Consider the following 18,516-nt stretch of genomic DNA (forward strand, 5'->3'; position numbering starts at 1 on the left):
ACGCAAAATCGCTTGAATTTAGGCATTTCGGCTCAAGACCGCATCGATGATCGATTGAGCAGCTTGAAACGCGGCCTCTATACTCATTTCCGACGTATCAAGCAAGTGCGCATCATCAGCTGGTTTCAAAGGGCTGTCGGCCCGTCCCATGTCGCGTTCGTCGCGCCGCTTGACGTCCTCGAAGATCGCATCGAAATCCGCCGCAGCACCCTTGCCCAGGATCTCGTCATAACGACGTCTTGCGCGAACCTCCGGCGACGCCGTTACATAGAATTTCACCGCCGCTTTCGGACAGACGACCGTGCCGATATCGCGCCCGTCGAGTACGGTTCCCGGCACTTTCGTCGAAAACCGCTGCTGCGCTTCGACCAGCGCCCGGCGCACCGCGGGCATGACGGCAATCTTCGAGGCAGCTTCGCCGATCTCATGTTTGGAAAGTATATCGCGATCCAATCCAGCGAGTTCAACCTCTCGTGCGATCTTTTCCGCCACCGCCTCGTCGTCGAGCGGCAGGCCGGCATCGAGCAGCGCCTTGGCCGTGGCGCGATAGGTCAGGCCGGTATCCAGATGATGGAAGCCGTATTGGTCGGCGATGCGGCGTGAAAGCGTGCCCTTGCCGGCCGCCGCCGGGCCATCGATGGCGATGGTGAAGGTCTCGTTCGTCATATGATCAATCCTGCGGCAGCGCCGAAACGGCGAATGAGTTTGTCTTCGCGGATTGCCGCGGCCGGTAGATCATTCCGGCACCTCCTCGATCTTCGCTCCAAGGCCGGTCATCAGCTGCATGAATTCCGGAAAACTGGTCGCGATCATCGCCGCGTCGTCGATCGTCACGGGATGCTCCGAGGCAAGCCCCATGACAAGGAAACTCATGGCGATGCGATGGTCGAGATGTGTGCTGACCCTGCCGTCGGCAGCATTGCCGAGGCCCTTGCCGTCAGGCCGGCCGCGCACGATGAGAAAATCCTCGCCTTCGTCGCAGTCGACGCCATTGAGTTTGAGGCCATCGGCGACGGCGGAAAGACGGTCGGACTCCTTGACGCGCAGTTCCTCCAGCCCCTTCATGATAGTCGCGCCCTCGGCGAAACAGGCAGCGACGGCGAGGATAGGATATTCATCGATCATCGACGGCGCACGTTCTTCGGGAACGGTGACGCCCTTGAGCTCGGAATGGCGCACGCGCAGATCCGCCACGTCCTCGCCGCCGGCAAGACGCGCATTCGCCACCTCGATATCGGCCCCCATCTCCTGCAGCGTCAAGATCAGCCCGGTGCGGGTCGGGTTCATCAGCACGTTGACGATGGTGATGTCGGAGCCGGGAACAAGCAGCGCCGCAACCAGCGGGAAGGCGGTGGAGGAGGGGTCGCCCGGAACGTCGATCACCTGGCCCGCCAGCTTGCCGCGCCCTTCGAGCCGGATTGTGCGCACACCCTCGCTATCGGTCTCGACTGAAAGGGCAGCACCAAAACCCTGCAGCATCTTTTCGGTATGGTCGCGCGTCATCACCGGCTCGATGACCGTGGTGATACCCGGCGTATTGAGGCCGGCAAGCAGCACGGCCGATTTCACCTGGGCGGATGCCATCGGCACCCGATAGCGGATCGGGCTCGGCGTTCCCGGGCCTCTGAGCGTCACCGGCAGCCTGTCGCCCTCGGAGGCGCTGACCTGCACGCCCATTTCGCGCAGTGGATTGAGCACGCGGCCCATCGGCCGTTTCGAAAGCGAGGCGTCGCCTGTGAAGGTGGAGCGAAAATCGTAGGTGCCGACGAGGCCCATGGTCAGACGTACGCCGGTGCCGGCATTGCCGAAGTCGAGCGGCGCGTCAGGCGCAAGCAGTGCACCGTTGCCGGTGCCCTCGATCACCCATTGCGCGCCATCCTTGCGAATTCGGGCGCCCATCGCCTGCATCGCCCGTCCGGTATTGATCACGTCCTCGCCTTCGAGCAGGCCGGTGATCCGGGTTTCGCCGGAGGCGAGTCCGCCGAACATGAAGGAACGATGCGAGATCGACTTGTCGCCCGGAATACGGACGCTGCCCGTAAGGCCGGCGGATTTGCGGGCGGTGGCGGGCTTTGGCGCGGAGCCGTTCAGCATGGCGCAATCCTTTGCAAATGCAGTCTATTTTTGCCGCGAGACAGGCTTGGCCGGTCGCAATTCCCGTCCGCTTCTGCAGCTGTTGCGGCTCGTTAACATAAACGCGCCGGGCGGTCATCCGTCGGCTTGCCAAAAACCCGGCGCCCGGCTCGCAAAGTTTGGCTTTGACATGGGAAGCCACAGCGATTAAGGGGACCGGCTTATAAATTCCGATGGAACGCCGGCTTGATCGGCATTTGCCGAATCTTGCATTCGGTCATTCACACGAGGCTTATAGTGGCGAAAGCGGAACTTGGAACCAAGCGTACCGATCCGGAAACCGGCAAGAAGTTTTATGATCTGAACCGGGATCCGATCGTCTCTCCTTATACCGGCAAGTCCTACCCTCTGTCCTTCTTCGAAGAAACCTCGGCGATCGCCGAAGTTGCCGAGGAAGAGGAGGTCGCGGAAGTCGATACTGAAAACACCGAAGTCGAACTGGTTTCGCTGGAAGATGCCGATGACGCCGCCAGCGGTGACGACATCCCCGATATCGGCGATGACGATGTCGAAATCGAGGGCGACGACGACGACGATACCTTCCTCACACCCGACGAAGATGACGATGATGACGACATGAGCGATATCATCGGCGTGACCGGCGACGACGACGAAGTCTGAGACCGCATTTCGGCCCGGCGAGGAAAAAATTCTCCGGGCCAGATTTTTTAGGCTTGCTATCTCCGGAATCCGGAAGTAATAAGCCGCCACTCCGAAGGGCACGCCTTGAGGAGTATCCCAGGACCGGCCGCGAGCCGGACCACCTTGATGGGGCTATAGCTCAGCTGGGAGAGCGCTTGCATGGCATGCAAGAGGTCAGCGGTTCGATCCCGCTTAGCTCCACCACGCTTCGCCCTTACGGGCTTCGCGTGGCGCAGCCGCGAGAAACCGTTAGGCCGAAGCAGTGCCCGGCATAGCCCGAAGGGCGACGACGGGCTGAAACGCTGATGTGGTACGTCTATATTCTCCGCAGCGTCGATTTTCCCGATCAGGAATACACCGGGTCTACCGCAGATCTGAAACAACGATTTGCGGCACACAATGCCGGAAAATCCGCCCACACTGCCAAATTCGCACCATGGAATTTGCTCTGGTATTGCGCCTTTCCCGACAAACTCAAAGCCCTTGAATTCGAAACATATCTGAAATCGCATTCCGGCAGGGCTTTTGCCAGCAAGAGATTGGTCCAGCCGAACCGGACCCGGGTGGCCCTCGCCAATTGGAAGACTGATTCCCATTAAGTGCCGCCTACCGCCGTGCAAACTGTTGCGCAACGCCGACCACTGGGTCCACGCGCAAGCCGCTTGGCGATGGAAAGATGCATCGCTGCAGGCCACAAGTGAGAATTCACCGGCAATAAGAAAATATCGAAGGCGGCTGTTTCGGGCAAACAGTCAAAATTAGAATATTTTGTCTATTGATTTGATGGATTATAGCGTTCCATAGCCCTGTCGATTTTAACAATAAGATTTTCGAACGTCCGGCGAATGCGTCGTTGGGCGCATGTGACTTGCCGTCTTCTTCCAAGATCAGCCAGGAGATATCCATGAGCAATCCAGTTCTCGTCAATCAGATCATTCCCGAGTCCGATGTCGTGCCGCTGACCGGCCGCGTCGGAGCCGAAATCAGGGGTATTCGCCTCGGCGGAGACCTTTCCGACGCGACGGTCGCAGCCATCAACCAGCTTCTCCTGAAACACAAAGTCATCTTTTTCCGCGATCAGGACCATCTTGGCGATTCCGAACAGGAATCCTTCGCGCGCCGCCTGGGCGACCTTGTGCCTCATCCAACTCAGGGTCCGGTGGCCGGCACGGCTTCCATCCTCAATCTCGATTCCAGCCGCGGAGGCGGCAGGGCGGACCAGTGGCACACCGACGTCACCTTCGTGGATGCCTATCCCAAATTCTCGGTCCTTCGCGGCGTCGTCATTCCGGCGGCTGGAGGTGATACGATCTGGTCCAACACCCATGCCGCATACGAAAGTCTGCCAGCATCGCTCAAATTGCTGGCGGACAATTTGTGGGCCATTCACAGCAATGCCTATGACTACGCAGCCGTGCGCCCTCGCGCCACCGCTGACGAGAAGAAGCATTTCGAGGAAGTTTTCACGTCGACCATCTACGAGACCGAGCATCCAGTCGTGCGTGTCCATCCCGAAACCGGCGAAAGATCGCTGCTGCTCGGCAATTTCGTTCAGCGTCTCGTCGGCTTGTCGAAGAGCGACTCCGCAAAACTCTACGAGGTGTTCCAGTCCTATGTTACCGCGCCGGAAAATACCGTGCGCTGGCACTGGAGAGCCGGTGACGTCGCGATCTGGGATAATCGTGCGACCCAGCACTACGCTGTCAACGACTACGGCGACCAGCACCGGGTCGTGCGCCGCGCCACCGTTGACGGCGACGTCCCCATCAGCGTCGACGGCCGCCGCAGCGTAACCCACGTCAAGGCCGCCAAGCCGAAAGCAAAGGCCGCGTGAGCGCGGCCGGACTAGGAACAACCATGAAGCTTGATATAGCGCGGCGCTTTCCGCGCTACTCGATCGGCGAACGCGCGTCATAAAGGGCGAACTGAGCGCGGTCACATTTCCAGGCATGCTGGTTGTGAACGCGCCCGCGACACGGCGACAAGGGGTGCGCCGGTAGTGCCCAGATGGCGAGCGCTCGGTTTGCTTGAAGCAAATTCCTGATACACCAAGGAGAAATCCGAAGAGGAGAACACCCATGGTTAGTCAACCCGTTACCACCCGCATCGTCCTTGCATCGCGCCCATCCGGAAAGCCGGTGGCTGCGAATTTCCGGCTCGAGCGGGAGACGGTTCGGGATCTCGCCGAGGGCGAGATTCTTCTCAAGACGCTCTATCTTTCCCTTGACCCCTACATGCGGGGCCGCATGGACGACGCCAAGTCCTATGCCAAGCCGGTCGAAATCGGCGGTGTGATGGAAGGGGGCACGGTTGCGCAGGTCGCGCGCAGCCGCAACACGGCGTTCAAGGCGGGGGATATCATCCTCTCGCATTCCGGCTGGCAGAGCTATGCGATTTCCGATGGTACGGGCTTGCAGAAGCTCGATCCGGAAACTGCACCGATCACGACAGCACTCGGCATTCTGGGAATGCCCGGCTTCACGGCTTATGCCGGACTTCGCAATATCGGCAAACCCAAAGCCGGCGAAACACTTGTGGTCGCTGCAGCGAGCGGCGCGGTTGGCTCGGCAGTTGGGCAGATGGCAAAGATTTACGGTGCGCGTGTTGTCGGAATCGCAGGCGGGTCCAAAAAATGTGACCACTTACGCCAGGAACTCGGCTTCGATGTCGCGATAGACCATCACGCGAGCGATTTTCCGGCACAACTCGCGGCCGCTTGTCCGAACGGAATCGATGTCTATTTCGAGAATGTTGGTGGCCACGTCTGGAGCGCCGTGTTTCCATTGCTGAACGACTTCGCACGCATACCGGTCTGCGGGCTCATCGCGCATTACAACGAAACCTCCTCTGTCTCGAGCGGACGTGATCAGCTTCCTGCTGTGATGCGTGCCATCCTGCGGAAAAGCCTCACCATACGAGGCTTCATACAGCGCGAATTTGCCGACCACCGTCCTGACTTCTATCAGCAAGCCGCGGCGTGGATCTCCCAAGGACGGCTGAAGTACAAGGAAGATGTCGTTGACGGCCTTGAAAACGCTCCGGAGGCTTTTCTTGGCCTTCTGGAAGGGAAGAATTTCGGAAAGCTGATCGTACGCGTCACGCCCTGACCCGACGCCCCGGTGTTCTCTATTTCGCGGCGCAGTTCTTTTTGCTCACGGTCGGAACAGAACAAAAAAGCGAATCCCGAAGAAGCGTGTACCGGAGCACGTATATTCTATCAAAAATATAGAGACGCTTTTAATTTGGTCTCGTCTTATTCCGGAGGGTATGATGAAGATCACAAGGCGAGCTTTTACTGCAGTGGTGGCAGGTGCCATCGCGACACCTTTGACTCATGTTCGGCTGGCCGGCGCCGCTGACAAGGTCGTGCGTATCGGCTACCAGAAATATGGAACGCTGGTGCTTCTCAAGGGCAAAGGCACGCTGGAGAAGAAACTGGAACCCATCGGCTACACGGTTGAATGGACCGAGTTTCCGGGCGGTCCTCAACTGCTCGAGGCCCTGAACGCTGGCGCTGTCGATTTCGGATCGACCGGCGAAACGCCGCCGATCTTCGCCCAGGCCGCAAACGCTCCGCTTGTCTATATCGCACACGAGCCGCCCGCCCCGCGCGGCGAAGCCATACTGGTCCCGAAGGACAGCCCCATAAAGTCCGTCGCGGAACTGAAAGGCAAGAAAGTCGCCTTCAACAAGGGCTCGAACGTGCATTACCTGCTCGTCAAGGCGCTCGAAGAAGCCGGCTTGAACTATGAGGACGTCGAATCATCCTTCCTCGCTCCGGCCGACGGCCGCGCAGCCTTCGAAAAGGGCGCGGTGGATGCTTGGGTCATCTGGGATCCCTTCCAGGCAGCGGCGGAAGTCGCGGTCGAAGCGCGAGAACTCAGAAACGGCGAAGGCATCGTTCCCAATCATCAGTTCTATCTCGGCACCAAGGCGCTGGTCGACGGTCACGCCGAGGCGATCGATGTCTTGATCGACGCCATTTCCGAGATCGACGAATGGACCAAGTCCGACACCGCGGCTGCGGCTGCGGAGCTCTCACCATCGGTCGGCATCCCCGAACCTGTCCTCGTCAAGGCGCTCGAGCGCCAGTCCTACGGGGTCAAGAGCCTGGACGACACCGTCGTCGCGCAGCAGCAGAATATCGCCGACACCTTTTTCAAACTCAAGCTCATTCCCAAGGAGGTGACGATTGCCGACGTTGTCCACAAGGGCAAGGCGTAGTGCTCCTCTCCCCACCGACGTCTGCATGCCGGACGTCGCGACGTCCGCCTGCAGAAGGAAGCTAGCATGACGGTTCCACTGGTCAGCGTGAGCAATCTGTCGACGGAGCCATCCCCTTCGCCTCAGGTTGCCGCGATATGGGAGGCTCTTTGCGCGGAGGCCGTCAATGCTTCGGCCAAGGATGCAGCACTCACGCGCGCCATGAATTCCGCAGTGCTTTATCATGCGAGTTTCGCCCAGGCGCTCGCTCAGCGGGTCGCGATCAAACTGGCCAATCACGACCTCGACCATGAAGAGCTGCTGGCGGTGATCGCCCAGGCGTTCGTCGGTAATCGCAATATTGTCGCCGATGCCGCCGCCGATCTGACCGCGATCAAGGAACGCGATCCATCGAACACGGAAATCCTGACGCCATTTCTGTATTTCAAAGGCTTTGTGGCGTTGCAGGGACAACGGGTCGCCCACTGGCTTTGGCATCATGACCGCCTCCATTTGGCGCGCCACATCCAGAGCCGAATTTCTGAAGTTTTCGGCGTGGACATTCATCCCGCCGCAAGGATGGGCAGGAGCATCATGCTCGATCATGGAAGCGGCCTGGTCATCGGCGAGACTGCGGTCGTCGAAGACGACGTCTCCATCCTCCAGAATGTTACATTGGGAGGGACGGGCAAGGATACCGGCGACCGGCACCCTAAGGTACGGCGCGGCGCTCTTATCGGAGCGGGGGCAAAGATTCTCGGCAATATCGAAATTGGCGTCGGCGCCAAGGTGGGTGCAGGCAGCGTGGTCATCAATACTGTTGCAGCCTACACTTCGGTCGCCGGCATTCCGGCGAGGCAGGTGGGCAAGCGCCACTTCAACCTTCCGGGCATCACGATGGACCAGACCTTGTCTGAACCGGAGTATACGATCTAAGGCCTGGGGTAGGCTTGTCTGGGCGAGGTTGGCGTCACGAGTGACTTGAAATCGCGCCGCCCTACATCACCTCCGGCAGGCCGCTCTCAAAGCCCGCCGGCGCGCCTCTCACCTCACATCTCGACGACAACAGCCGTCACCCGCTTTACCACCGGCAGCATCAATAGCAGGACGGGAAAGGCGATCGCCCAGGAGAGCGCCCAAGCGGAGGGCCACATGGCAAGGGCAGGGGCGGTCAGGCCCTGTGCTCTGACGATGCTGATCGCCGAGACGACTGATGTCATCAATAACGAGAGGATGAGCGGCATGACGATCGTATTGTAACGTTTGGGGAGTTTGCCTTTGGGCATTTTGATCTCCGTAAGGTGCCAATCAGACAATTGCGCAGCGCCGATCGGCGGGTTGCGCGTTGATTGACGTAAACGCTTACGGAGCTTCGATCTGAAGCAACGCCGTTTCTATGGCCGAAAATGTCTTGCCGTTCAAGTCCACCCATCCCGCTTCCGATCGCCTTTGCCAATTCCTCAATGAGAGGATGTATGTTCGGTGCTGGAATCTCAGCGATTCGGCTCCAGGACCCTCAGCCAATGACCAGAGCAAGACGCCGCCGCATCATCCGGACCCGACGAACCCTGACCGGGCTCGCCCTGGTCGGCTCGATCTCGTTTCTGGCGGGTATGACTGATGCCACCGGTCTTCTGCTGACCGGCGACTTTGTCTCCTTCATGACGGGCAACACGACGCGGGCCGCACTGGCCTTGAGTGAGGGCAATCTTTATCACGCGGCGGTCCTGATCTCCGCCATCGTCGTTTTCGTGCTCGGCAATGCGGCTGGCGTCGTCATCTCCCATGTCTCCGAGCGCCGGATCTTCGTGGTACTCGGCTGCGTCGGGCTGGTTCTGGCGCTCGCCTCGATGATGACGGTGCAGAACATGCTGTTCGCGCGGTTCTACATGATCGTCTTTTCCATGGGCATGGTGAACGCTGCCGTCGAGCATATAGAAGGCCTGCCGATCGGGCTGACCTACGTGACCGGCGCCCTGTCGCGTTTCGGCCGCGGCATCGGCCGCTGGATCATCGGCGATCGTCGTGTCGAATGGACGATCCAGATCGTGCCCTGGGGCGGCATGGTGCTCGGCGCGATCGCCGGCGCCGTCCTGACGCGCCTGACGGGCGCGCATGCACTGTGGCTGGTCTCCCTCTTCGCCATGCTGCTTGCACTTGCCGCCATGCTCATCCCGCGGCCGCTTCAGCGCCGCTTCAATCAGAAGGTCGCACCGAGCGGATCGGCCATCACGCGCGCGAAATAAAACCGTCGCATTCCTGTCACCGTCGAATCGGATAGGAAGGATCGCCGCCAATCCTCAAGGAGTGGGTCTTGTTCCTGATTTCGAAGCTTGTCTGGATTTTTGCTCAGCCGCTGTCGCTGGCATTCTTCCTCGTCTTCTTGGCCCTCATTGCCGGCCTTCTGCGCTGGCGTACCTTAAGTATCCTGGGCGCAACGGGTGCGGCCCTTATCCTCTTCGTCACGCTCTACACCACGGCCGGCAACCAGCTGATGCAAGGTCTCGAGCAGCGCTTCGCAAAGCCCGCCGCCGATCCAGATAGCCTGCAATGCATGATCGTGCTCGGCGGCGCCTTCGAAAACGAGGTCAACACGGCACGCCACGGCATAGAATTCAATGGTGGAGCTGATCGCTTCATCGAAGCCCTGCGGCTTGCGCAGAAATTTCCGCAGTCGCGCATTCTGGTGTCCGGCGGCGACGGCTCCATTTCGGGCATCTACGAAGGTGATGCGGCGGCATCGGAGCGTTTCTTCCCGCTCTTCGGCGTTGGCAGGGATCGACTGATCGAGGAGAGGCAATCGCGCACGACCTTCGAAAACGCCGTCAACACCAAGGAATTCCTGGCAAGCCAGGGGCTTTCCAATTGCCTGCTGATCACATCGGGTTTTCACATGCCGCGCTCCGTCGGCATCTTCCGCAAACTCGGCATCGATATCGTGCCCTGGCCGACCGACTATCGCACCGACGGCCAGGTGAGGCTCGGGCTCGATTTCACTCAGCCGAACCTCAATACGCAAAACCTGGCGACGGCAATCCGCGAATGGTACGGGCTGGTAGGATATTATCTCGCCGGCCGCACATCCGAACTTTATCCGCAATAGACCGCCGCGCGTCCGATAGGACGCGCAAAGGACGCTCTATCACTTTGAATTCGCGCATAATCCCGAAAATCTTTCGGGATTATGCGCTGAAATTTACTTTTTCGAGATGGTGACGAATTTCGTGCCGCGGACACGCGCCGTTACGATGCAGGGATCACCTTCGGTGCGGTCGCAGAAACGCGGATGCATCTTCATCGCCAGCACCATGTTGCCGAAGCGCTGGACGAAATCGTAGCCGTAGATCTGTGCGGTCGCGATCATGAAATAACCGCCTTCGGCAACCTGCAGGTAGAAATTATAGGTACAGCCGTCGTCATTGCATTGCGGCCCCTTCTGGCCGTCGCAGGTCAGTTGGCCCTCGTTGACCACGGCGTCGATCAGGCCGTCATTGTTGATGTCCTGCCGGATGATGAAGCCGTCGGCAAATTCAGCCGTCTTGCACTGCTCCTGGAAATGTTTCTTCTCGTAGATCTCAGGATCGGAAATCAGCGATTGCTGACTGAGGGCGACAGCCGGCATGGCAAGCAGCAGGACGATATTCAGAACGGCGAGCACCAGCGTTTTCACGGCTTTCCTCTTTTGGATAAAGGCTCTGCAGCCTAATGCACGTCGCCCTAAACTGTGCAGCGGTTTTTGGACGACGACATGCATTAAATCAAAGACTTCAGCTTTATGGCCGCGCCGCCTTGCGCCGCCCTTGCCGCCGTGATTGATTCCGCAAAACTTCTGCCGGTTCCGGGGTTCGCATGTCTCTACTCGTCTATCTCGATTATGCCGGCATTGCGCTGTTTGCCGCGACTGGCGCGCTCGCCGCCTCGCGTAAGCAGCTGGACCTGATCGGTTTTTTGTTTTTTGCCATGGTGACGGGAACGGGCGGCGGCACCGTACGCGATATCGTGCTCGGCCGCGTGCCGGTCTTCTGGGTGCTGAACCCCGCCTATATCCTCGTCTGCTGCATCATGGGCGTCATCGTTTTCTTCACCGCCCACCTGCTGGAATCGCGCTATCGGCTGCTGATCTGGCTGGATGCGATCGGCCTTGCCGCCTATTGCGTGATCGGCGCCGCCAAGGGCCTCGCCGCCACCGGTTCGCCGACCATCGCGATCGTCACCGGCACGCTGACGGCGACCTTCGGCGGTATATTGCGAGATCTGATGGCAAACGAGCCTTCGGTGTTGTTGAGGCCGGAAATCTACGTGACCGCAGCCCTCATCGGCGCCGGCGTGTTCACGCTCGCCAATGCGCTCGGAATGCAGCTCTATCTGGCGTCTGCCTGCGGCGTCGTGGCGGCCTTTGCGGTGCGCGGTGGAGCCCTGTGGTTCGGCTGGACCTTCCCGACTTACCGGCACAAGCCCGGCCGGCATCCCGACGATGTCATGTGAAGCCTAATGCATGTCGCCCAAAACTGCGCAGCGGTTTTGGGACAACAATATGCATAAAAATAAAGATTTAAAGGGCGTCGTATTGGCCCGATGCGGTGCGATGCGCTTTAGTCGTCAGCCCTGCTTCGCTCGCAGGCGGATCACCACGTCGACATGGGCGATCTCCATGCCCTCCGGCGGTTCCGGCAGATTGGCGATCGTCAGGTTGCTGACGGGAATGTCGAGCACCTCGTTTTCGCCTTCGACGAAGAAATGGTGATGGTCGGAAATATTGGTGTCGAAATAGGTCTTGGCGCTCTCGACGGCGAGAACGCGGATGAGACCGGCTTCGGTGAATTGGTGCAGCGTGTTGTAGACGGTTGCCAAGGAGACTGGCACGCCGGCGGCAACCGCCTCCTCATGCAGTTCCTCGACGGTCAAATGCCGATCGCCCTTGGCAAACAGGAGGTCGCCGAGCGCGACACGCTGGCGGGTGGGGCGCAGGCCTGCACCGCGCAGCCTTACCTCTATTGCGATCGGGAGTGCACCCGTCATCAAAACCAACTCCGGTTATTCTGGCATAAAGCAATCATGTTTCTTTAAGGGGTATAACTTTTGCATCGGAGCCTTTCAATAGTTCAATGGGGACAGGAGCCTGATAAACGCGGCAAAAACGGGCTTTTGACGCAAATAGGTCTGGTCCCGGCCCTAGCCTTCCTGTATGCGACCACCAAATAATGGCGCAAGCCTGGTCCGGGGAGATGAATGAAGCTGCCTTGCTTGTGCTTCATTTTCTGAAGAACTTGGACTACACGTTCACATCCATCGGCTTGGCGCGGGGGGGAAAAGAAACTTTATGACGACCAGACAGTCCAGCTTCTCGTATGAAGAACTCATCGCTTGCGCACATGGCGAGCTGTTCGGCCCCGGCAATGCGCAGCTGCCCCTGCCGCCCATGCTGATGGTTCACCGCATCACGGATATTTCCGAAACGGGCGGCACCTTCGATAAGGGCTACCTCCGGGCCGAATATGACGTTCGCCCCGACGACTGGTATTTTCCTTGCCATTTCGAAGGCAATCCGATCATGCCGGGCTGCCTCGGTCTCGACGGCATGTGGCAGCTGACCGGTTTCTTTCTGGGTTGGCTCGGCGAGCAAGGCCGCGGCATGGCGCTTTCAACAGGCGAAGTGAAATTCAAGGGCATGGTCCGGCCGCAGACGAAGCTGATCGAATATGGCATCGACTTCAAGCGTGTCATGCGCGGCCGTCTGGTCCTCGGCACCGCCGACGGCTGGCTAAAGGCTGACGGCGAGACCATATATCAGGCGGCCGACCTTCGCGTCGGTCTATCGAAAGACAAGACGGCCTGAAACCGCATTTCGAGCGGCTGACGAAAACAACAAAGGTTTGATCAGATGAGACGGGTAGTTGTCACAGGTCTGGGTGTCGTGTCCTCGATCGGAAACGACGCGGCCGAAGTCACCGAATCCTTGCGGCAGGCAAAGTCGGGTATCTCCTTTTCGAGCGATTTCGCTGAACATGGGTTCAAGTGCCAGGTCTGGGGCAGTCCGAAGCTCGGTTCGGCGGAACTTGCCGAACTGGTCGACCGCCGCGCCATGCGTTTCCTGTCGCAGGGCGGCGCCTGGAACCATGTCGCCATGAAGCAGGCACTTGCCGATTCCGGCCTGGAAGAGAAAGACTACGCTCAGAACGAGCGCACCGGCATCATCATGGGCTCCGGCGGTCCGTCCACCCGCACCCTGATCGAAGCTGCCGAGATCACCATAAAAAACAACAGCCCGAAGCGCATCGGCCCCTTCGCCGTGCCGAAGGCGATGTCCTCGACCGCATCGGCCACGCTCGCCACCTGGTTCAAGATCCACGGCGTCAATTATTCGATCTCGTCTGCCTGCTCGACCTCGGCGCATTGCATCGGCAACGCCGCCGAGATGATCCAGTGGGGCAAGCAGGACGTGATGTTCGCCGGCGGCCACGAGGATCTCGACTGGACGATGTCCAACCTCTTCGACGCCATGGGCGCGATGTCCTCCAAATATAACGACACGCCGGACAGCGCCTCGCGCGCCTATGACGTCAACCGCGACGGTTTCGTCATCGCCGGCGGCGCCGGCGTGCTGGTGCTCGAGGAGCTGGAGCGCGCCAAGGCCCGCGGTGCCAAGATCTACGCAGAAATCGTCGGCTACGGCGCAACCTCGGACGGCTACGACATGGTCGCCCCCTCGGGCGAAGGCGCTATCCGCTGCATGCGCCAGGCGCTCGCCACCGTCAAAGGCGACGTCGACTACGTCAACACCCACGGCACATCGACGCCGGTCGGCGACAGCAAGGAAATCGGCGCCATCCGCGAAGTGTTCGGCTCGAAGATCCCGCATATCCAGTCGACCAAGTCGCTGACCGGCCATTCGCTTGGCGCTGCCGGGGTGCAGGAATCGATCTATTCCCTGCTGATGATGCAGCAAGGCTTCATCGGCGAAAGCGCCCATATCACCGAGCTCGATCCCGAATTCGAAGGTGTCCCGATCGTGCGCAAGCGCATAGACGACGCCAAAATCGACATTGCCCTCTCCAATTCCTTCGGCTTCGGTGGCACCAACGCCACGCTCGTCTTCCAGCGTTATAACGGATAATAATATGACGGGATTCATGCAGGGTAAGCGCGGGCTCGTTATGGGCGTCGCCAATAACCACTCGATCGCCTGGGGGATTTCAAAAGCTCTCGCCGCACAGGGTGCGGAACTCGCCTTCACCTATCAGGGCGATGCGCTCGGCAAGCGCGTCAAGCCGCTTGCTGCCGATGTCAACTCGGATTTCGTGCTGCCCTGCGACGTCGAGGACGTCGCCTCGGTCGATGCCGTGGTCGACGCGATCAAGGAGCGCTGGGGCAAGCTCGATTTCATCGTCCATGCCATCGGTTTTTCCGACAAGAACGAGCTGAAGGGTCTCTACGCCGATACGACGCGTGAGAATTTCAGCCGCACCATGGTCATTTCCTGTTTCTCCTTCACCGAAATCGCCAAGCGCTGCGCTCCGTTGATGGAAGATGGTGGTGCGATGCTGACGCTGACCTATAATGGCTCGACGCGCGTCATCCCGAATTACAACGTCATGGGCGTCGCCAAGGCAGCGCTCGAGGCTTCGGTGCGTTATCTCGCCGCCGATTACGGCCCGCGCGGCATCCGCGTCAATGCCATTTCCGCCGGCCCGATCCGCACGCTTGCCGGCGCCGGCATCTCCGATGCGCGCGCGATCCTCTCCTGGAACCAGCGCAATGCGCCACTGCGCAAGACCGTCACCATCGATCAGGTCGGCAGCTCGGCTCTCTACCTGCTCTCCGACCTTTCCTCCGGCGTCACCGGCGAAATCCACTTCGTCGACGCCGGCTTCAACATCACCTCCATGCCGACGCTGGAAACGCTGCGCAAAGCGGACGTCGAGTAAACACTATTCGATGGAAACTCAAAGGCCGTGCGCAGATGATGCGCACGGCCTTTTGCTATCGGTAGGGATGATCGTATCGAGGCCTTGAGCCTATTTCTTCGCCCAGAGAACCTTGAACCGGGCGTTGCGGCAAGTTTCGCCACTTTCCCTGAAATTCGCCGCCAGAACCGGCTCGTAAGGCAGGCCGCGATTGGCGACGAGCAGCAGGCGGCCGCCGCCGCGAAGGGCGGATGCGGCAGTCTTGATCATTGCCTGGCCGAGCGCCGGATCGGCCGCGTGTCCCTCATGGAAGGGTGGGTTCATGATGACGAGATCGTATTTGTCTTTGACCGGCTCACCCGCCAGATCGTGCCAGAAGAAGCGTGCAGGCGCGTTCGGGCAGTTCTTAGCCAGATTATCCCTGGCAGCCTCCAAAGCCGCGTGATCGGCCTCGTAGAGGTCGAGACGCGTCAGTCCACGCGACTTCCGCGCCTGCTCGACGGAGAGATAGCCCCATCCGGCGCCGAAATCGGCAACGTCGCCGGTGAAATCCTCAGGCAGGCGCGAGGCCAGCAGCTCCGATCCTGCATCGATGCGGTCATGCGAGAACATGCCTGGAGTCGCTTGGAAACGACCATCGACGCGCACCGGCGCCTTTGCCAGCTTGGAGATAATCTCGTCTGCATCCGCCGGCCGGCCGAACCAGAAGGCGACGCCGTGATATTTCGGCATATAGTCGACGGCAATATTGAAACCTTCCATCCGCTTGCGTAGCGGCTGGATGCCGTCTTCCTTGGCGCCGGCAACGACGATCAGGCCGCCGAGCCGGGTGCGGGCGATCGCAGCGGCGAGATTGGCCTCGTTCTCGCCCTTGTGCTTGGTGCAGAGCACCAGAGCCGCATCATAGTCTTCGCCGTCGATCTCCGGCTTCGCTTCGATCCGCTGGGCCAGCAGCTGCCGATAGAGCGGCCGGAAGCCCTGGACGGCGCTGAGCGAGGCGGCAAAGCCTTCCGGCAGCGCAAAGCCTGCCTCGGCGCCGAGGAAGAGCACGCGCTCGCCCTCGCCGGGCGCCGCGACTGTGCCGCTGGCAAAGGGATGGAACAGGGTCTTCAGCGTCTCGCTGCTCATGGTCTCGTCTCGTCCTAAAGCATGTCGCGCAAAAGTGTTCAGCGGTTTTGCGAGCACGACATGCGCAAAACCAAAGACCTGAAGTGCGGCTAGAGCGCCGCGCGTCTTTTCAGACGCGCTAAGGACGCTCTATCACTTTGAATCTGCGCATAACCCCTTCCGAAAATCGATTCCGACTTTCGGGGTTATGCGCTAGCGATCTGAAAGATCGCGCCGCGCTTTAGGATACAAAAAAGGGCGCGGAAGCATTCCCGCGCCCGGTATTGAATCTGGAAGGCGGCTTATTCGGCCGCTTCTTCCTTCTTCTTCTCGTTCGGGATTTCCTGGCCGGTGGCCTGGTCGACGACCTTCATCGACAGGCGAACCTTGCCGCGTTCATCGAAGCCGAGCAGCTTGACCCAGACCTTGTCGCCTTCCTTGACGACGTCCTGCGTCTTGGCAACACGCTCGGAAGCGAGCTGGGAGATGTGGACGAGGCCGTCACGGGCACCGAAGAAGTTGACGAAGGCGCCGAAGTCGGCGGTCTTGACGACCGTGCCTTCGTAGACCTGGCCGATCTCAGGCTCGGCGACGATCGAGTGGATCCACTTGCGGGCCGCTTCGATCTCCTTGCCGGAGGACGAAGCGATCTTGACGGTGCCGTCATCCTCGATGTTGATCTTCGCGCCGGTCTTTTCGACGATTTCGCGAATAACCTTGCCGCCGGAGCCGATGACTTCACGGATCTTGTCGACCGGGATGTTCATGACTTCGATGCGCGGAGCGAATTCGCCGAGCTGGCCGCGGCTTTCGGTGATGGCCTTGGACATTTCGCCGAGGATGTGGACGCGACCGCCTTGGGCTTGGCCAAGGGCGACCTTCATGATCTCTTCGGTGATACCGGTGATCTTGATGTCCATCTGCAGCGAAGTGATGCCGTCGGCGGTACCGGCGACCTTGAAGTCCATATCGCCGAGGTGGTCTTCGTCACCGAGAATATCGGAGAGGACAGCGAAGCGATCGCCTTCCAAAATCAGACCCATGGCGATGCCGGCAACCGGCTTTGCCAGCGGAACGCCGGCGTCCATCAGAGCGAGTGAGGTACCGCAGACGGTCGCCATCGAGGACGAGCCATTCGACTCGGTGATCTCGGAGACGACGCGCAGCGTGTAGGGGAATTGCTCAGGCGTCGGCAGCATCGGACGGATCGCGCGCCATGCGAGCTTGCCGTGGCCGATTTCGCGGCGACCCGGGGAGCCCATGCGGCCGGTCTCGCCAACCGAGTAGGGAGGGAAGTTGTAATGGAGCAGGAAGCGCTCCTTGTACATGCCCGTCAGACTGTCGACATACTGCTCGTCTTCGCCGGTGCCGAGCGTGGCAACCACGATCGCCTGGGTTTCGCCGCGGGTGAAGAGTGCCGAACCGTGGGTGCGCGGCAGAAGGCCGACTTCCGAAACGATCGGACGAACGGTTTCGAGGTTGCGGCCGTCGATGCGGCTCTTGGTGTCGAGGATGTTCCAGCGGACGATCTTCGCCTGCAGATGCTTGAAGATCGCGCCGACTTCTTCGGCCGTGTACTTGGCTTCGCCTTCCTCGGGGAGGAAATGCGCCTTCACCTTCGCCTTGACGGCGTCGACGGCGGCGTAGCGATCAGCCTTCTGGGTGATCTTGTAGGCTTCGCGAAGTTCACCTTCGGCAAGGCCGAGCATTTCGGTTTCGAGAGCGGAGTAGTCTGCCGGCTGGAAGTCGCGCGGCTCCTTGGCGGCCACTTCGGCGAGCTTGATGATCGCGTCGAGAACCGGCTGGAAGCCCTTGTGGCCGAACATGACGGCGCCGAGCATGATGTCTTCGTTAAGTTCCTTGGCTTCGGATTCCACCATCAGCACGGCGTCATAGGTGCCGGCGACGACGAGGTCGAGGCTCGATTCGTCCATCTCGTCGAGATGCGGGTTGAGAACGTATTCGCCGTTGATGTAGCCGACGCGCGCACCGCCGACGGGGCCCATGAAGGGAACGCCGGACAGCGTCAGCGCAGCCGAGGTGGCAACCATCGACAGCACGTCGGGATCGTTTTCGAGGTCATGCTGGATAACGGTAACGACAACCTGCGTGTCGTTCTTGTAGCCCTCAGGGAAGAGCGGGCGGATCGGGCGGTCGATCAGGCGGGAAACCAGGGTTTCCTTTTCGCTCGGACGGCCTTCGCGCTTGAAATAGCCGCCGGGGATCTTGCCGGCGGCATAGGTCTTTTCCTGGTAGTTGACGGTGAGCGGAAAGAAGTCCTGGCCGGCCTTCGGCGCCTTGGCCGAAACGACGGTGGCGAGAACGACGGTTTCGCCGTAGGTGGCGAGAACGGCGCCGTCGGCCTGACGGGCGATCTTGCCGGTTTCGAGTTTCAGCGGGCGGCCAGCCCACTCGATTTCCACTGTGTGTGTATCAAACATGTCTTGTCCTTCAATGCGGGAGCACGCGCCATCGCCGATATCAAGGCGCAGCGCACAGTCGACCGCAATCAATGTGACGTATCACG

19 protein-coding genes and 1 tRNA gene are annotated in these 18,516 nt (G+C 60.1%); 13 read left to right on the top strand and 7 right to left on the bottom strand.

Annotated elements, in window-relative coordinates:
• Positions 1-18: 18 nt before the first annotated feature.
• Positions 19-666 (bottom strand): (d)CMP kinase, encoded by a 648-nt coding sequence (gene cmk / locus AC245Y_RS22510; protein WP_017995640.1) that lies wholly within the window; start codon positions 664-666, stop codon positions 19-21.
• A gap of 69 nt (positions 667-735) precedes the next feature.
• Positions 736-2,094, bottom strand: a complete 1,359-nt coding sequence (gene aroA, locus AC245Y_RS22515) for a 3-phosphoshikimate 1-carboxyvinyltransferase (RefSeq protein WP_017995641.1) — start codon at positions 2,092-2,094, stop codon at positions 736-738.
• A 276-nt stretch (positions 2,095-2,370) separates the two neighbouring features.
• Here aroA and AC245Y_RS22520 point away from each other — a divergent pair, with 276 nt between their 5' ends.
• The 7 genes from AC245Y_RS22520 (at position 2,371) to cysE (ending at position 7,914) form a co-directional block, all read left to right on the top strand.
• The gene (locus tag AC245Y_RS22520; RefSeq protein WP_012759632.1) at positions 2,371-2,754 is read left to right on the top strand and encodes a TIGR02300 family protein; all 384 of its coding nucleotides are present in this window, start codon (positions 2,371-2,373) and stop codon (positions 2,752-2,754) included.
• 149 nt (positions 2,755-2,903) lie between these two features.
• Positions 2,904-2,979: transfer RNA gene (locus tag AC245Y_RS22525), tRNA-Ala, on the top strand.
• A gap of 101 nt (positions 2,980-3,080) precedes the next feature.
• Positions 3,081-3,374: a GIY-YIG nuclease family protein gene (locus AC245Y_RS22530; protein ID WP_017995644.1), complete on the top strand. Its 294-nt coding sequence runs from the start codon at positions 3,081-3,083 to the stop codon at positions 3,372-3,374.
• A 305-nt stretch (positions 3,375-3,679) separates the two neighbouring features.
• Positions 3,680-4,609 carry a TauD/TfdA dioxygenase family protein gene (locus AC245Y_RS22535; protein WP_017995645.1) on the top strand — a complete coding sequence of 310 codons (930 nt, stop codon included), beginning with the start codon at positions 3,680-3,682 and terminating at the stop codon, positions 4,607-4,609.
• Positions 4,610-4,853: 244 nt separating this feature from the next.
• Positions 4,854-5,882 carry an NADP-dependent oxidoreductase gene (locus AC245Y_RS22540; protein ID WP_017995646.1) on the top strand — a complete coding sequence of 343 codons (1,029 nt, stop codon included), beginning with the start codon at positions 4,854-4,856 and terminating at the stop codon, positions 5,880-5,882.
• Between the two features lie 163 nt (positions 5,883-6,045).
• Positions 6,046-6,999 carry a sulfonate ABC transporter substrate-binding protein gene (locus AC245Y_RS22545; protein WP_026157527.1) on the top strand — a complete coding sequence of 318 codons (954 nt, stop codon included), beginning with the start codon at positions 6,046-6,048 and terminating at the stop codon, positions 6,997-6,999.
• Positions 7,000-7,065: 66 nt separating this feature from the next.
• Positions 7,066-7,914, top strand: a complete 849-nt coding sequence (gene cysE, locus AC245Y_RS22550) for a serine O-acetyltransferase (protein ID WP_017995648.1) — start codon at positions 7,066-7,068, stop codon at positions 7,912-7,914.
• Positions 7,915-8,027: 113 nt separating this feature from the next.
• Here the strand turns inward: cysE and AC245Y_RS22555 are convergent, their stop codons facing one another.
• On the bottom strand, positions 8,028-8,264 hold the full coding sequence (locus AC245Y_RS22555) for a DUF2798 domain-containing protein (RefSeq protein WP_017995649.1): 237 nt from the start codon (positions 8,262-8,264) through the stop codon (positions 8,028-8,030).
• A 237-nt stretch (positions 8,265-8,501) separates the two neighbouring features.
• Between AC245Y_RS22555 and AC245Y_RS22560 the strand changes: the two genes are divergently transcribed.
• Both AC245Y_RS22560 and AC245Y_RS22565 read left to right on the top strand, forming a co-directional pair.
• Complete coding sequence (locus AC245Y_RS22560; protein WP_026157528.1) at positions 8,502-9,224, top strand: YoaK family protein; 723 nt, start codon at positions 8,502-8,504, stop codon at positions 9,222-9,224.
• A 68-nt stretch (positions 9,225-9,292) separates the two neighbouring features.
• Positions 9,293-10,081 carry a YdcF family protein gene (locus AC245Y_RS22565; protein ID WP_017995651.1) on the top strand — a complete coding sequence of 263 codons (789 nt, stop codon included), beginning with the start codon at positions 9,293-9,295 and terminating at the stop codon, positions 10,079-10,081.
• Positions 10,082-10,174: 93 nt separating this feature from the next.
• On the opposite strand, the gene AC245Y_RS22570 is transcribed toward AC245Y_RS22565, so the two are convergent.
• Positions 10,175-10,648 carry a hypothetical protein gene (locus tag AC245Y_RS22570; RefSeq protein ID WP_003544300.1) on the bottom strand — a complete coding sequence of 158 codons (474 nt, stop codon included), beginning with the start codon at positions 10,646-10,648 and terminating at the stop codon, positions 10,175-10,177.
• 179 nt (positions 10,649-10,827) lie between these two features.
• Between AC245Y_RS22570 and AC245Y_RS22575 the strand changes: the two genes are divergently transcribed.
• Positions 10,828-11,463, top strand: a complete 636-nt coding sequence (locus AC245Y_RS22575) for a trimeric intracellular cation channel family protein (protein ID WP_017995652.1) — start codon at positions 10,828-10,830, stop codon at positions 11,461-11,463.
• A gap of 114 nt (positions 11,464-11,577) precedes the next feature.
• Here AC245Y_RS22575 and irrA read toward each other — a convergent pair whose 3' ends face one another.
• Positions 11,578-11,997: an iron response transcriptional regulator IrrA gene (irrA, locus tag AC245Y_RS22580; RefSeq protein ID WP_012759643.1), complete on the bottom strand. Its 420-nt coding sequence runs from the start codon at positions 11,995-11,997 to the stop codon at positions 11,578-11,580.
• Positions 11,998-12,298: 301 nt separating this feature from the next.
• On the opposite strand from irrA, the gene fabA reads away from it, so the two are divergent.
• From fabA to fabI, 3 genes are read left to right on the top strand one after another with little or no spacing between them, the layout of a single operon-like run.
• Positions 12,299-12,814: a 3-hydroxyacyl-[acyl-carrier-protein] dehydratase FabA gene (gene fabA / locus AC245Y_RS22585; RefSeq protein WP_003555774.1), complete on the top strand. Its 516-nt coding sequence runs from the start codon at positions 12,299-12,301 to the stop codon at positions 12,812-12,814.
• 45 nt (positions 12,815-12,859) lie between these two features.
• A complete protein-coding gene (gene fabB / locus AC245Y_RS22590) occupies positions 12,860-14,092 on the top strand; it encodes a beta-ketoacyl-ACP synthase I (RefSeq protein WP_012759646.1) in 1,233 nt (410 codons plus the stop codon).
• 4 nt (positions 14,093-14,096) lie between these two features.
• Positions 14,097-14,903 (top strand): enoyl-ACP reductase FabI, encoded by an 807-nt coding sequence (gene fabI, locus AC245Y_RS22595; protein ID WP_017995654.1) that lies wholly within the window; start codon positions 14,097-14,099, stop codon positions 14,901-14,903.
• Between the two features lie 90 nt (positions 14,904-14,993).
• On the opposite strand, the gene AC245Y_RS22600 is transcribed toward fabI, so the two are convergent.
• Together AC245Y_RS22600 and pnp are read right to left on the bottom strand one after the other, a co-directional pair.
• Positions 14,994-16,010, bottom strand: coding sequence for a class I SAM-dependent methyltransferase (locus tag AC245Y_RS22600; RefSeq protein ID WP_017995655.1), 1,017 nt, complete (start codon positions 16,008-16,010; stop codon positions 14,994-14,996).
• Between the two features lie 281 nt (positions 16,011-16,291).
• Complete coding sequence (gene pnp / locus AC245Y_RS22605) at positions 16,292-18,430, bottom strand: polyribonucleotide nucleotidyltransferase (RefSeq protein WP_012759648.1); 2,139 nt, start codon at positions 18,428-18,430, stop codon at positions 16,292-16,294.
• Between the last annotated feature and the right edge of the window lie 86 nt (positions 18,431-18,516).

The organism is Rhizobium sp. SRDI943 (assembly GCF_057653695.1).

Bases quoted from the DNA above. Each gene is read 5' to 3' on its own strand.
- pnp (WP_012759648.1), bottom strand. From the start codon at position 18,430: ATGTTTGATACACACACAGTGGAAATCGAGTGGGCTGGCCGCCCGCTG.
- AC245Y_RS22560 (WP_026157528.1), top strand. From the start codon at position 8,502: ATGACCAGAGCAAGACGCCGCCGCATCATCCGGACCCGACGAACCCTG.
- AC245Y_RS22575 (WP_017995652.1), top strand. From the start codon at position 10,828: ATGTCTCTACTCGTCTATCTCGATTATGCCGGCATTGCGCTGTTTGCC.
- AC245Y_RS22600 (WP_017995655.1), bottom strand. From the start codon at position 16,010: ATGAGCAGCGAGACGCTGAAGACCCTGTTCCATCCCTTTGCCAGCGGC.
- irrA (WP_012759643.1), bottom strand. From the start codon at position 11,997: ATGACGGGTGCACTCCCGATCGCAATAGAGGTAAGGCTGCGCGGTGCA.
- AC245Y_RS22540 (WP_017995646.1), top strand. From the start codon at position 4,854: ATGGTTAGTCAACCCGTTACCACCCGCATCGTCCTTGCATCGCGCCCA.
- cmk (WP_017995640.1), bottom strand. From the start codon at position 666: ATGACGAACGAGACCTTCACCATCGCCATCGATGGCCCGGCGGCGGCC.
- AC245Y_RS22545 (WP_026157527.1), top strand. From the start codon at position 6,046: ATGAAGATCACAAGGCGAGCTTTTACTGCAGTGGTGGCAGGTGCCATC.
- AC245Y_RS22535 (WP_017995645.1), top strand. From the start codon at position 3,680: ATGAGCAATCCAGTTCTCGTCAATCAGATCATTCCCGAGTCCGATGTC.
- fabB (WP_012759646.1), top strand. From the start codon at position 12,860: ATGAGACGGGTAGTTGTCACAGGTCTGGGTGTCGTGTCCTCGATCGGA.
- fabA (WP_003555774.1), top strand. From the start codon at position 12,299: ATGACGACCAGACAGTCCAGCTTCTCGTATGAAGAACTCATCGCTTGC.
- aroA (WP_017995641.1), bottom strand. From the start codon at position 2,094: ATGCTGAACGGCTCCGCGCCAAAGCCCGCCACCGCCCGCAAATCCGCC.
- cysE (WP_017995648.1), top strand. From the start codon at position 7,066: ATGACGGTTCCACTGGTCAGCGTGAGCAATCTGTCGACGGAGCCATCC.
- AC245Y_RS22530 (WP_017995644.1), top strand. From the start codon at position 3,081: ATGTGGTACGTCTATATTCTCCGCAGCGTCGATTTTCCCGATCAGGAA.
- fabI (WP_017995654.1), top strand. From the start codon at position 14,097: ATGACGGGATTCATGCAGGGTAAGCGCGGGCTCGTTATGGGCGTCGCC.
- AC245Y_RS22555 (WP_017995649.1), bottom strand. From the start codon at position 8,264: ATGCCCAAAGGCAAACTCCCCAAACGTTACAATACGATCGTCATGCCG.